The organism is Streptomyces sp. 12E (genome assembly GCF_055633275.1).
In genome coordinates, this window is sequence record NZ_JBVNCJ010000002.1 from 72,680 (window position 1) to 87,818 (window position 15,139).

General features: G+C 73.1%; 2 protein-coding genes (1 of these 2 only partly in view). Both read left to right on the forward strand.

Features of this window, described 5'->3' with window-relative positions:
- Entirely contained in the window at positions 1-12,891 is a 12,891-nt protein-coding gene (locus ACZ8ZB_RS34435; protein WP_470741736.1) for an amino acid adenylation domain-containing protein, read from the forward strand.
- Positions 12,891-15,139 carry the start of a non-ribosomal peptide synthase/polyketide synthase gene (locus ACZ8ZB_RS34440; protein WP_470741737.1) on the forward strand. 17,035 nt of this gene lie beyond the right edge of the window, so only the first 2,249 of its 19,284 coding nucleotides appear in the window; the start codon lies at positions 12,891-12,893; its stop codon lies beyond the right edge, outside the window. Before ACZ8ZB_RS34435 ends, ACZ8ZB_RS34440 begins: the two co-directional genes overlap by 1 nt.

Genomic DNA, 15,139 nt, shown 5'->3' on the forward strand with positions numbered 1-15,139 from the left:
ATGACCAAGAACGAGGGCGAGTTCATCGAGTTGATGGGCGGACAGCTCGGCATCTGGTATGCGCAGCAGCTCGCCCCCGAAAACCAGTCGTTCTTTCTCGCCGAGTACATCGAGATCCACGGACCCGTCGACCACGCCCTGCTCGTACGCGCGGCCGAACTGCGGATCCGCGAGACCGAGACGGTACGCCTGCGCCTGAAGACCGTCGACGGCACCCCCGTCCAATACCTCCACGACGCGGCCGACTACCCCGTGCAGGCCGTCGACCTCAGCGGCGAGACGGACCCCCGCGCCGCCGCCCGCGCCTGGATGGACGCCGACCTGCGCCGCCCCGCCGAACTCGACGGCGGACCGCTCTACAACGCCGCGATCATCACGCTGGACGATGAACTCCACTACTGGCACATCCGCGTCCACCACCTCGTCTTCGACGGCCAGAGCGGCGCCGTCGCCGCCGCCCGCGGCGCCGAGATCTACGCCGCCCTCCTCGAAGGCCGCGATCCCGCCGAAGGCGCTCTCGCGCCCTTTTCCGTCCTGCACGAGGACGACCGCGCCTACCGGACCTCCCCGCAGTACGACCAGGACCGGCTCTACTGGCTCGACCGCCTCGCCGGCCACCCCGCCCTCGACGGAGGCGACGCCTACAAGTCCCGCCGCGCCCAGCACGCCCCGCTGCGGCACACCGACGGCATCGACACCGAAGCGGCCGACGGCCTCAAGCGCGGCGCACGCCGCCTCAGAACCAGTTTCCCCGGCCTCATGATCGCCGCCGCCGCGCTCTACCAGCACCGGGTCAGCGGCGAACGGGAGATCACCGTCGGCCTGCCCGTACGCGCCCGAGGCGACCGCCACACGCTCGCCGTCCCCGGCATGACCTCCAACATCCTGCCCCTGCGCCTGAGCATCGGCCCCCGCACCACGGTCGAGGACCTCGTACGCCAGACCTCCCGCGCCGTCCGCGACGGCATGAAGCACCAGCGCTACCGCTACCGCGACATGCTCGGCGACCTCAAGATCACCGACGGCGACCTGTGCGGCCTCCACATCAACGTGATGGCCTTCGACTACGACCTGCGGTTCGGCACCTGCCCCACCGTGACCCACAACCTGTCCACCGGCCCCGTCGACAACCTCCGCATAGACATCTACGACCGCGGCGGCATGCAGATCAACGTCGACGCCAACCCCGACGCCCACGACCTCGACGCGGCCGCCGCCGTCTCACGCCACTACCTCAACGTCGCCACCTGGCTGGCCCACGCCGAACCCACCGCCCTCGCCGCCCACGCCGACCTCCTCGGCGAGGGGGAGCGTGGCCGGGTGTTGGTGGAGTGGAACGACACGGTCGTGGAGCGGGTTTCGGGTTCGCTGGTGGACCTGTTCGAGGCGCAGGTGGCGCGGTCGCCGGAGGCGGACGCGGTGGTGTGGGAGGGCGAGGTCGTCTCGTACCGGGAGCTTGACGGGCGGGCGAATCGTCTGGCCCGGCATCTGGCGGGTCTGGGCGTGGGCCCGGAGTCGGTGGTGGGGGTGTGCCTGGAGCGCGGGCCCGACATGGTCGTCGCGTTGCTCGCGGTGCTGAAGGCCGGCGGCGCCTACCTGCCGATCGACCCGGACCACCCCGCCGAGCGTGTCGCGAACATTCTCATCGACGCCGCTCCCGTCGCCGTGGTGACCTCGGCCGGCATCGCACCGGGTGTCCCGGTGTCGGAGACGGCCCTCGTCGTCCTCGACCACACTTCGGTCGCGGATCTCGACGACGGCCCGTTGGGCGTGCGGGTCGACCCGCGGTCTCCCGCGTACGTGATCTTCACGTCGGGTTCGACGGGCCGTCCGAAGGGCGTGGTCGTTCCGCACGCCGGAATCGTGAACCGGCTGGTGTGGATGCAGGACCGGTACGGGCTGGGCGCGGGCGAGCGGGTGCTGCAGAAGACGCCGTTCGGTTTCGACGTGTCGGTGTGGGAGTTCTTCTGGCCGCTGTCGGTGGGCGCCGCTCTCGTGGTGGCGCGCCCCGGTGGTCACCGTGACCCGGCGTATGTGGCGTCGGTGGTCCGTGAGCGTGCGGTGACGACGGTCCACTTCGTGCCGTCGATGCTGGAGGCGTTCGTCGCCGAGCCGGCGGCGGGGGAGTGTGTGGGTCTGCGGCGGGTCATCTGCTCGGGCGAGGCCCTGGGACCGTCGGTGCGGGACCGGTTCTTCTCCCTCCTGCCCGGCGTCGAGCTGCACAACCTGTACGGGCCGACGGAGGCGTCGGTCGACGTCACGTCCTGGCAGTGCGTTCCCGGCCGGGAAGGCGTGTCGGTCCCGATCGGTGTGCCTGTGGCCAACACCCGGGTGTACGTCCTGGACGCCACGCTTTCCCCGGTGCCCGTCGGCGTGGCGGGAGAGCTCTACCTCGCCGGTGTGCAGCTCGCCCGCGGCTATCAGGGACGTGCCGGGCTGACCGCTGAACGCTTCGTCGCCAACCCCTTCGAGACCGCCCGGCGGATGTACCGCACCGGCGACGTCGTCCGCTGGAACACCGACGGTCAGATCGAGTACCTCGGCCGCGCCGACGAACAGGTCAAGATCCGGGGGATACGGGTCGAGCCGGGCGAGGTGCAGTCCGTCCTGGCCGGACACGACCAGGTGGCCCAGGTCGCCGTCGTGGCCCGCGAGGACACCCCGGGAGACAAGCGCCTGGTCGCCTACGTCGTACCGGCCGGTGACGCATCGGCCGACGGTGCATCGGCCGGTGAGGTCGCCTCCGTTGTCACCGAGTTCGCAGCCGAGCGACTGCCCGCGGCGATGGTGCCGTCGGCCGTCGTGGTCCTGGACGAGTTCCCGCTCGGCGTGAACGGCAAGCTGGACCGCAAGGCCCTGCCGGCTCCCGACTTCACCGCGGTCGCGGGCGAGGGGAGAGGCCCGGCCACCGTGCGCGAGGAGATCCTCTGCGCGGCCTTCGCCGAGGTCCTCGGCCTCGACCACGTCGGCGTCGACGACGACTTCTTCCGCCTCGGCGGCCACTCCCTCCTCGCCGTCCGCCTCATCGAGATCCTCCGCACCCACGGCGTCACGATCTCGCTCAAGACGCTGTTCGACGCCCCGACCCCCCACGCCGTCGCGCGCTCCGCCGGAGCCGAGCGGATCGAGGTCCCCGACAACCTCATCCCCGTCGGCGCCACCGCGCTCACGCCCGCGATGCTGCCGCTGGTCGACCTCACCGAGGACGAGCTGGCCGCCGTCGTCGCCACCGTCGACGGCGGCGCCGCGAACGTCGCCGACATCTACCCGCTCGCCCCCCTGCAGGAGGGCCTGCTCTTCCACCACCTCCTCGCCGACGGCGGCGACGACGCCTACGTCATGCCGGCGGTCTTCGAGTTCGACACGCGCGACCGCGTCACCGCCTTCGCCGCGGCTCTCCAGCAGGTCGTCGACCGGCACGACATCTACCGCACCTCCTTCGCCTGGGAAGGCCTGCGCGAACCGGTCCAGGTGGTCCGGCGCCACGCCACCCTGCCCGTCACCGACGTCGTCCTCGACCCCGGGAGCGGCGACCCGACCGAGCAGCTCCTCGCCGCCGCCGGCGGCACCATGGACCTCGGCCAGGCACCCCTGCTCGACCTGCACCTCGCCGCCACGAGCGACAGCCGTGTGCTCGTCCTCCTGCGCATGCACCACCTGGTCCGCGACCACACGGCCCTGCAGATCGTCCTCGACGAGGTCGAGGCGATCCTCGCCGGCCACGGCGACACCCTGCCCGCGCCCCTTCCCTTCCGGACGTTCGTCGCCCAGGTACGCGGAGCGGCCGCGCGCACCGACCACACCCGGTACTTCACCGACCTCCTCGGCGACGTCACCGAACCCACCGCCCCCTACGGCATGGCCGACGTACGCGGTGACGGCTCGGACGCCCGACTCGCCCTGCTGCCCCTCGAAGACGGACTGACCGCCCGGCTGCGCACCGCGGCACGTCGGGCCGGAGTCAGCACGGCGACCGTGCTGCACGTCGCCTGGGCCCGTGTCCTGGCCGCCCTCAGCGGCCACGACGACGTCGTCTTCGGCACCGTCCTGCTGGGGCGGATGAACGCGGGCTCCGGCGCCGACCGCGTGCCCGGCCCCTTCATGAACATGCTGCCGGTCCGCATACGCACCGGCGAACTCGGCGCACTCCAGGCGCTGTCCGCCACACGCGGACAGCTCGCCGAACTCCTCGAACACGAGCACGCCCCCCTCGCCGTCGCACAGCGCGCCAGCGGGATCACGGGAGACACTCCCCTCTTCACCTCCTTCCTCAACTACCGCCACAACGCGGGCCAGGACGCCGAAGCGAGCTGGAACGCCACACTCGACGGCACCCGCCTGCTCTTCGCCCGCGAGATGTCCAACTACCCGCTGGCCCTGCTCGTGGACGACAACGGCGACCGCATCAGCCTGTCCGTCGACGCCGCCGAGCCCATCGACCCCACTGCCGTGACCACCCTCACCCGCACCACCGTCGAGCAGCTCCTCGACGCCCTGGAGACCACCCTCGACGGCGGCGCCGACGTGCCACTGCGCACGCTCCGCGTCCTCGGCGAGGGGGAGCGTGGCCGGGTGTTGGTGGAGTGGAACGACACGGTCGTGGAGCGGGTTTCGGGTTCGCTGGTGGACCTGTTCGAGGCGCAGGTGGCGCGGTCGCCGGAGGCGGACGCGGTGGTGTGGGACGGTGAGGTCGTCTCGTACCGGGAGCTTGACGGGCGGGCGAATCGTCTGGCCCGGCATCTGGCGGGTCTGGGCGTGGGCCCGGAGTCGGTGGTGGGGGTGTGCCTGGAGCGCGGGCCCGACATGGTCGTCGCGTTGCTCGCGGTGCTGAAGGCCGGCGGCGCCTACCTGCCGATCGACCCGGACCACCCCGCCGAGCGTGTCGCGAACATTCTCATCGACGCCGCTCCCGTCGCCGTGGTGACCTCGGCCGGCATCGCACCGGGTGTCCCGGTGTCGGAGACGGCCCTCGTCGTCCTCGACCACACTTCGGTCGCGGATCTCGACGACGGCCCGTTGGGCGTGCGGGTCGACCCGCGGTCTCCCGCGTACGTGATCTTCACGTCGGGTTCGACGGGCCGTCCGAAGGGCGTGGTCGTTCCGCACGCCGGAATCGTGAACCGGCTGGTGTGGATGCAGGACCGGTACGGGCTGGGCGCGGGCGAGCGGGTGCTGCAGAAGACGCCGTTCGGTTTCGACGTGTCGGTGTGGGAGTTCTTCTGGCCGCTGTCGGTGGGCGCCGCTCTCGTGGTGGCGCGCCCCGGTGGTCACCGTGACCCGGCGTATGTGGCGTCGGTGGTCCGTGAGCGTGCGGTGACGACGGTCCACTTCGTGCCGTCGATGCTGGAGGCGTTCGTCGCCGAGCCGGCGGCGGGGGAGTGTGTGGGTCTGCGGCGGGTCATCTGCTCGGGCGAGGCCCTGGGACCGTCGGTGCGGGACCGGTTCTTCTCCCTCCTGCCCGGCGTCGAGCTGCACAACCTGTACGGGCCGACGGAGGCGTCGGTCGACGTCACGTCCTGGCAGTGCGTTCCCGGCCGGGAAGGCGTGTCGGTCCCGATCGGTGTGCCTGTGGCCAACACCCGGGTGTACGTCCTGGACGCCACGCTTTCCCCGGTGCCCGTCGGCGTGGCGGGAGAGCTCTACCTCGCCGGTGTGCAGCTCGCCCGCGGCTATCAGGGACGTGCCGGGCTGACCGCTGAACGCTTCGTCGCCAACCCCTTCGAGACCGCCCGGCGGATGTACCGCACCGGCGACGTCGTCCGCTGGAACACCGACGGTCAGATCGAGTACCTCGGCCGCGCCGACGAACAGGTCAAGATCCGGGGGATACGGGTCGAGCCGGGCGAGGTGCAGTCCGTCCTGGCCGGACACGACCAGGTGGCCCAGGTCGCCGTCGTGGCCCGCGAGGACACCCCGGGAGACAAGCGCCTGGTCGCCTACGTCGTACCGGCCGGTGACGCATCGGCCGACGAACTGCCGCAGCTCCTGACCGACCTCGCCGCCGACCGGCTGCCCTCCTACATGGTCCCGTCGGCCGTCGTGGTCCTCGACCGGCTCCCGCTGAACGTCAACGGCAAGCTCGACCGCAAGGCCCTGCCCGCCCCCGCGTACGCCGCGGGCCTCGGCAGCCGCGGCCCGGCCACCGTGCGCGAGGAGATCCTCTGCGCGGCCTTCGCCGAGGTCCTAGGCCTCGACCACGTCGGCGTCGACGACGACTTCTTCCGCCTCGGCGGCCACTCCCTCCTCGCCGTCCGCCTCATCGAGACCCTCCGCACCCACGGCGTCACGATCTCCGTCCGCGCCCTCTTCGACACCCCGACCGTCGCGGGTCTGGCGGCCTCGGACGGCGCCCACCAGGCGGAGGTCCCTGACAACCTCATCCCCGTCGGCGCCACCGCGCTCACGCCCGCGATGCTGCCGCTGGTCGACCTCACCGAGGACGAGCTGGCCGCCGTCGTCGCCACCGTCGACGGCGGCGCCGCGAACGTCGCCGACATCTACCCGCTCGCCCCCCTCCAGGAGGGCCTGCTCTTCCACCACCTCCTCGCCGACGGCGGCGAGGACGCCTACGTCATGCGCGCCGTCCTCGCACTCGACTCACGCGACCGCGCGGGCGCCTTCACCAGCGCCCTCCAGCAGGTCGTCGACCGGCACGACATCTACCGCACCTCCTTCGCCTGGGAAGGCCTGCGCGAACCGGTCCAGGTGGTCCGGCGCCACGCCACCCTGCCCGTCACCGAGGTCACCCTCGACGCCGACGGCGGTGACCCGACCGAGCAACTTCTCGCCGCCGCCGGCGGCACCATGGACCTCGGCCAGGCACCCCTGCTCGACGCGCACGTCGCGGCCGACCCCGCAGGCGACCGCCACCTGGTCCTCGTCCGCATGCACCACACCGTCCGCGACCACACGGCCCTGCAGATCGTCCTCGACGAGGTCGAGGCGATCCTCGCCGGCCACGGCGACACCCTGCCCGCGCCCCTTCCCTTCCGGACGTTCGTCGCCCAGGTACGCGGAGCGGCCGCGCACACCGACCACACCCGGTACTTCACCGACCTCCTCGGCGACGTCACCGAACCCACCGCCCCCTACGGCGTGACCGACGCGCGCGGCGACGGTGCCGGCACCGTCCACGCGGTCGTGCCGTTCGCACCGGAGCTGCACGACAGGCTCCGCAGCGTTGCCCAGCGCCTCGGAACCAGCACGGCGACCGTGCTGCACGTCGCCTGGGCCCGCGTCCTGGCCGCCCTCAGCGGCCACGAGGACGTCGTCTTCGGATCGGTGCTGTACGGCCGGCTGAACGCCGGCCACGGCGCCGACCGTGTGGCGGGCCCTTTCATGAACACGCTGCCGGTCCGGATCCGCACCGGCGAACTCGGCGCCCACGAGGCCCTGTGCGCCACGCGCGGACAGCTCGCCGAACTCCTGGAGCACGAGCACGCCCCCCTCGTCGTCGCACAGCGCGCCAGCGGCGTCACCGGTGACACCCCGCTCTTCACCTCCTTCCTCAACTACCGGCGCAACAACGGCCGGGCCGTGGACGAAGGAATGGATGGCGTGCAGCTGCTCTCGGTCCGCGAGCGCACCAACTACCCCCTGGTCATCCTGGTCGACGACTACGGCGACCGGACCGAGGTGGCGGTCGACTCCGTCGTCCCCATCGACTCCTTCGCGGTCGGCGTCCTCGTCCGCACCGCCACCGACCGACTTCTCTCCGCCCTGGAGACCACCCTCGACGGCGGCCCCGACATACCGCTCGGCTCGATCGTGGTCCTGCCGGATGAGGAGCGGCACCGGGTCCTGACCGTCTGGAACGACACGTCGGCCGACGGCCGGCCGGCCCTGGTCCATGAGCGGTTCGAGGCACGTGCGGCCGCCGCTCCCGAGGCCGCGGCGATCGTCGCTGAGGGGGCGGCGGTCTCGTACGCGGAACTGGAGGTGCGGGCCAACCGGATCGCGCACTACCTGATCGGTCAGGGTGTCGGTCCGGAGTCGGTGGTGGGCCTGTGCCTGCCGCGCGGCGCCGACATGATCGCGACCATTCTCGGTACGTGGAAGGCCGGAGCCGCCTACCTGCCCATCGACCCGGCGCAGCCCACGGACCGGATCGCGTACCTCCTGCGCGACAGCCGGGCCGCGCTGGTACTGACCACCGAGGACCTCTTCGACGAACTGCCCGCGGGCCGTTCGCGCCTGGTGGCGATCGACGACACCTTCGTCGAGATGCAGATCACCACCGCGTCGCCGGAGCGCCCCGAGCGTGAGGTCGCGCCGCGGTCCCTGGCGTACGTGATCTACACGTCGGGTTCGACCGGCCGGCCCAAGGGCGTCGCCGTCACCCATGGTGGCCTGGCGAACTACACGGCCTCGGTCCCCGGCCGTCTCGGCTTCGGCGGCGAGGGCGCGCGTTACGCGCTGCTCCAGGCGCAGGCGACCGACCTCGGCAACACGGTGGTCTTCGCCAGCCTCGCCACCGGCGGTGAACTCCACATCCTGGACGAGAGCGCGGTCACCGACCCGGAACTGGTCGCCGCCTACCTTGCCGAGCACGGGATCGACCACTTCAAGATCGTTCCCTCGCATCTGGCCGCGCTGACGGCGGCGGGCATCGAGGCCGTACTGCCCGCGCAGTCCGTGGTCCTCGGCGGCGAGGCCGCGTCCACCCCGTGGCTGCGGGAACTCCTCACGGCCGCCGGCGAGCGCGCGATCCACAACCACTACGGCCCGACCGAGACGACGATCGGCATCGCCACCACGAGGCTGACGGCCGAGGGGATCGCGGGAGGGGTCGTCCCCGTCGGCACCCCCATCGCCAACACCCGCTTCTACCTCCTCGACTCCCGCCTCCAGCCGGTCCCGGTCGGTGTGACGGCCGACCTGTACGTCTCCGGCGCCGGCCTCGCTCGTGGATACGTCGGCCGCGAAGCCCTCACCGCCGAGCGGTTCGTCGCCAACCCGTACGAGCGGGGCGAGCGGATGTACCGCACGGGTGACCGCGTGAAGTGGACGGCGGACGGCCGGGTCGCCTTCCTCGGCCGGGCCGACGACCAGGTCAAGATCCGCGGCTACCGCATCGAACCGGGCGAGGTCCAGGGGGTGATCGCCGCCCACCCGCTGGTGGACCAGGCCGCCGTCGTCGCCCGTGAGGACACCCCCGGCGACCGCAGGCTCGTCGCCTACGTAGTCCCCGTCGACCACCACGAGTCGGGCACCGAACTTCCCACCACGATCCGCCAGTTCGTCGGGCAGCGGCTCCCCGAGCACATGGTCCCCTCGGCGGTCGTCGTCCTGGACGCCCTGCCGCTGGTCGGCAACGGCAAGCTCGACCGCAAGGCCCTGCCCGCACCCGACTTCGCCGCCGCCGCGGGCGCGGGCCGGGCACCGGCCGACGTCCGCGAGGAGACCCTCTGCGCGGCCTTCGCCGAGGTCCTAGGCCTCGACCACGTCGGCGTCGACGACGACTTCTTCGAGCTCGGCGGCCACTCGCTGGTGGCGGTCCGCCTCATCGAGATGCTGCGCGCCCGCGGGGTCTCCGTCTCCGTACGCGCCCTGTTCGACCACCCGACCGCGGCGAGCCTCGCCGCGACCTCCGGCGCTCCGCAGGTCACCGTCCCCGACAACCTGATCCCGGCGGGGGCCACCGCGCTCACGCCCGCGATGCTGCCGCTGGTCGACCTCACCGAGGACGAGCTGGCCGCCGTCGTCGCCACCGTCGACGGCGGCGCCGCGAACGTCGCCGACATCTACCCGCTCGCCCCCCTCCAGGAGGGCCTGCTCTTCCACCACCTCCTCGCCGACGGCGGCGACGACGCGTACGTCATGCCGGCGGTTCTGGAGTTCGACTCCCGGGAGGGGCTCGACGCGTTCACCGACGCCCTGCGGCGGGTCGTCGACCGGCACGACATCTACCGCACCTCGTATGCCTGGGAAGGGCTGCGCGAACCGGTCCAGGTGGTACGGCGCCACGCCGAGCTGTCCGTCACCGACGTCGTCCTCGACCCCGGCACCACCGACGCCGTCGCCGACCTCGTCGACGCGGGCGGCGCGCGCATGGACCTCGGTGCGGCTCCGCTGCTCGACCTGCACCGCGCGGCCGTGCCCGGCGAGGAGCGTCCCGAGCGGTGGCTGGCGCTGATCCGCGCCCACCACATGGTCCGTGACGGCACCGCGCTCGACGTGCTCCTCCAGGAGGTGACCGCGTTCCTCGCCGGGCGCGGCGACACCCTGCCCGACCCGCTGCCGTTCCGGACGTTCGTCGCCCAGGCCCGTGGGGGCGTCGAACGCGCCGAACACGAGCGGTACTTCGCCGAACTCCTCGGCGACGTCGGCGAGACCACCGCCCCGTACGGCCTGGCGGACGCGCACGGCGACGGGGCCACCCTGACCCGGGCGCGGCTGGCCGCCGGACCCGACCTCACCGTACGGCTGCGCGAAGTGGCGCGGCGCGCGGGCGTGAGCACCGCGACCGTGCTGCACGTGGCCTGGGCCCGGGTGCTCGCCGCGGTCAGCGGCCGCGAGGACGTCGTGTTCGGCACCGTCCTGTTCGGGCGGATGAACGCCGGCGCGGGCGCCGACCGGGTCCCGGGACCGTTCATCAACACCCTGCCCGTACGGGTGCGCACCGACCGGTCCTCCGCACTGGAGGCGATCACCGCCATGCGCGGTCAGCTCGCCCGCCTCATGGAGCACGAGCACGCACCGCTGACCGTGGCCCGGCGGGCGGCCGCCATCGACGGCGACGCCCCGCTGTTCACCGCCTGCCTCAACTACCGGCGCAGCGTCGGCGAGGACTCCGACACGCGCTGGAACACGTCCCTGCCGGGCACCCGGCTGCTGTTCACCCGCGAACGCACCAACTACCCGCTGTCGCTGCTCGTCGACGAAGCCCAGGACGGGCTCGAGCTCATGGTCGACGCCGTCGCCCCGGTCGACCCGCAGGAGGTCGTCGCCCTGGTGCGCACCGCCCTCGACGAGCTGGTGGACGCCGCCGAGGAGGCCCTGGACGGCGCTCCCGACCGGCCGCTCGGCACCGTGCGGGTCCTCGACGCGCACCAGCGCCACCAGGTGCTCGCCGACTGGAACGACACGGCCGCCGACGTGCCGGCCGCGACCGTGCCCGAGCTGTTCGCGGCCCGCGTGCGCCACGCTCCGGACGCCGTCGCCGTCGCGGCGGACGACGCCGAGCTCACGTACGCCGAACTCGACGCGCGGGCCAACCGCCTCGCCCGGTTCCTCATGGGCAGGGGCGTCGGCCCCGAATCCGTGGTCGCCGTCGTGCGCGAACGCGGCATCGACCTGATCGTCACCCTCCTCGGCGTCCTCAAGGCCGGCGGCGCCTACCTGCCGGTCGACCCCGCCTACCCGGCCGAACGCATCGCGTTCATGCTGGCCGAGTCCGGCGCGCAGACCGTGCTCGCCTCGGCCCTGTGCGCGCCCGCCGTACCGGCCGGGACCGGCGTGCCGGTCCTCGTCCTCGACGAGGAGCCGCTCGCGGCGCGGATCGAGGCGCTGGACGCCGCACCGGTGACCGGAACACGCCTGCGCCCCGCCCACCCCGCGTACATGATCTTCACCTCGGGTTCGACGGGCCGCCCCAAGGGCGTGGTCGTCACCCACGAGGGCGTGGCCAGCCTGGTCGCGGCCCAGATCGAGCACTTCGACGTCGGGGCCGGCAGCCGCGTCCTGCAGTTCGCCTCGCCGGGCTTCGACGCGGCGACCTGGGAACTCGTCATGGCCCTGTGCTCCGGCGCCCGCCTCGTCGTCGCCCCCGCCGAGACCCTGCTGCCCGACGGCGGACTCGCCGGCCTCGTCGCCCGTCACGGCGTCACCCACGCCACCCTGCCCCCCGCCGTGCTGTCCGTCCTCGCGCCCGAGGACCTCGCCCCCGTCACCACCCTGGTCTCCGCGGGCGAGGCCCTCGGCGGCGACCTCGTCGCCCGCTGGTCACGCGGCCGCCGCTTCGTCAACGCGTACGGCCCGACCGAGACCACCGTGTGCGCGACGATTTCCGACCCGCTGACCATGGACGACGGCACACCCTCCATCGGCGTCCCGATCACCAACTCCCGGGTGTACGTCCTCGACAGCAGCCTCGCCCCGGTCCCCGTCGGCGTCGACGGCGAGCTGTACATCGCGGGCGCCGGCCTGGCCCGCGCCTACGCCGGCCGGCCCGGCCTGACCGCGCAGCGCTTCGTCGCCTCCCCCTTCGACGGGGCGGGCGCGCGGCTCTACCGCACCGGCGACCGGGTCCGCTGGACGCCCCAGGGCCGGCTGGTCTTCGCCAGCCGCGTCGACGACCAGGTCAAGATCCGCGGCTTCCGCGTCGAACCCGGCGAGGTCCGCGCCGTCCTGGCCGCCCACCCCGCCGTCACCCAGGCCGCCGTCGTCGTCCGCGACGACACCCCCGGCGGCAAGCGGCTCGTCGGCTACGCCGTCCCCGCCGGCCAGGCCGGCGCGACACTCGCCGAGGACCTGCGCGCCTTCGCCAGGGAGCGGCTGCCCGAGCACATGGTGCCGTCCGCCGTCGTCCTGCTGGACGCCCTGCCGCTGACACCCAACGGCAAGCTCGACCGCGCCGCCCTGCCCGACGACGGTCCCGCCCCCGGCACCGGCCGCGCACCGGTCACCGAGCGGGAGAAGGCCCTGTGCGCCGCCTTCGCCGACGTCCTCGGCCTGGAACAGGTCGGCGTCGACGACGACTTCTTCGCCCTCGGCGGGCACTCCCTGCTCGCCGCACGCCTCACCAGCCGCCTGCGCACGGCGCTCGGCATCGAGGTGCCCCTGCGGGTGCTCCTCACGGCACGGACCGTGTCCGGCCTCGTACGACAGCTTGGAAATGTGAGCTCTGCTAGGCCCGCGCTGCGGCCGATGCGTAACCAGGAGGAGTCCTGATGATCCCGTTGTCCTTCGCGCAGCGTCGGCTGTGGCTGATATCCCAGCTCGAGGGCCCGAGCGCGGTCTACAACATCCGGGTCGCGCAGCGACTCCGCGGCCCCGTGGACCGCGACGCGCTCCAGGCGGCCCTGCGGGACGTGATCGGACGCCACGAGATCCTGCGCACCGTCTACGGCGTCACCGCAGGCGAGCCCCACCAGCGGGTCCTGCCGGCCGCCGAACAGGACTGGCACCTGGAGACCCGCGACGTCGACCCCGCCGACCCCACCGCGCTCGACCGGGAGACCGCCGCCGTCGTCGGCCACGCCTTCGACCTCGCCACCGAGATCCCCCTCAAGGCCCGCCTGCTGTCGACCGGCCCCGACGACCACGTCCTCGTCATGGCCGTCCACCACATCGCCGGCGACGGCTGGTCCATGGGCCCCCTCGGCCGCGACCTGTCCACCGCCTACGCGGCCCGCGCCGCAGGCACGGCCCCCGCCTGGGAGCCGCTGCCGATCCAGTACGCCGACTACACCCTGTGGCAGCGCGAGCTCCTCGGCGCTGAGGACGACCCCGAGAGCCTCTTCGCCCGCCAGAGCGCCCACTGGCGCACCACCCTGGCGGACCTGCCGGAGGAACTCGCCCTGCCCTACGACCGCACGCGCCCCGTCGTGCCCGGCCACACGGGCCACACCGTCCCCTTCCGGCTGCCCGCCGAGACACACGCCCGCCTCGCGCGTCTCGCCCTCGCCGAAGGCGTCACCCTCTTCACCGTGGTCCAGGCCGCCCTCGCCGTCACGCTGCACCGGCTCGGCGCCGGCACCGACATCCCGATCGGGACCGTCGACGCCGGACGCGGCGACGAGGCCCTCGACGACCTGGTCGGCTTCTTCGTCAGCACCCTCGTGCTGCGCACCGACCTGTCCGGCGACCCGACCTTCCGCGAACTGCTCGCCCGGGCACAGGAGACGGCCCTCACGGCCCGCGAACACCAGGACGTCCCCTTCGAGAAGCTCGTCGAGGACCTCGCCCCCACCCGCTCCCTGGCCCGGCACCCGCTGTTCCAGGTCATGCTCATGCTGCAGAACACCGGCGAAGCGGCCCTGCGACTGCCCGGCGTCCACGCCGAAGCGCTGCCCGTCGGCGACTCCGCCGCCAAGTTCGACCTGGAGTTCACCCTCGGCGAGACCTTCACCGCCGACGGCACACCCGCCGGCCTGCACGGCACCCTCATCGCCGCGGCCGACCTGTTCGACGCCGACACGGCCCGTACGCTCACCCGGCGCTTCGCCCGCGCCGCCGAGCTCCTCGCCGACGCCCCGCAGACCCGCGTCGGCGACGTACCGCTCCTCGACGACACCGAACTTCACCGCATCCTGCACACCTGGAACGACACGACGGTCGACGTTCCCGCCGCGACCCTGCCCGACCTCTTCGAAGCCCAGGCGGCCCGCACCCCGGACGCGACCGCCCTCGTCGACGGCGACACCGCCTGGACCTACGCCGAACTCGACGCGCGCGCCGAAGAACTGGCCCACCTGATCGCCGGCCACGGCGTCGGCCCCGAGACCGTCGTCGCCGTCCTGATGGAACGCGGTGCCGACCTCGTCGCCGCCCTCCTCGCCGTCACCAAGGCCGGCGGCGCCTACCTGCCGCTCGACGCCGACTACCCGCACGACCGCATCGCGTACATGCTGAACGACGCCCGACCGGTCTGCGTTCTGACCACCACCGCGCACACCGCCGCCGCGGCACTCGCCGGCACCCCCGTCGTCACCGTCGACGACCCCGCCCGCACCACCCCCGAGAGCCCCCGCACCGGGCGGCTCCCCGGCCGCGCCGCCCTCCTGCCCCGGCACCCCGCGTACGTCATCCACACCTCGGGCTCCACCGGCCGCCCCAAGGGCGTCGTCGTCGACCACCACGCGCTCGTCCACCACCTGCACGCCGTCGCCGCCCACGTCCCGCTCACCACCGGCGACCGGCTCGTCGCCGTGACCACGGTCTCCTTCGACATCGCGGCCCTCGAACTGTTCCTGCCCCTGGTCAACGGCGCCGCCGTCGTCCTCGCCGACCGCGACACCGTCCGCGACCCCCACGCCCTCCTCGACCTCGTCCGCACCAGCGGAGCCACCGCCCTCCAGGCCGTCCCCTCCCTGTGGCGTGCCCTCCTCGACACCGGCGCCCTGCCCGCCCCCGTACGCGCCCTCGTCGGCGGCGAAGCCCTCCCCGGCGAACTCGCCGCACGACTGCACGCCCTCGG

Bases quoted from the DNA above. Each gene is read 5' to 3' on its own strand.
- ACZ8ZB_RS34435 (WP_470741736.1), top strand. From the start codon at position 1: ATGACCAAGAACGAGGGCGAGTTCATCGAGTTGATGGGCGGACAGCTC.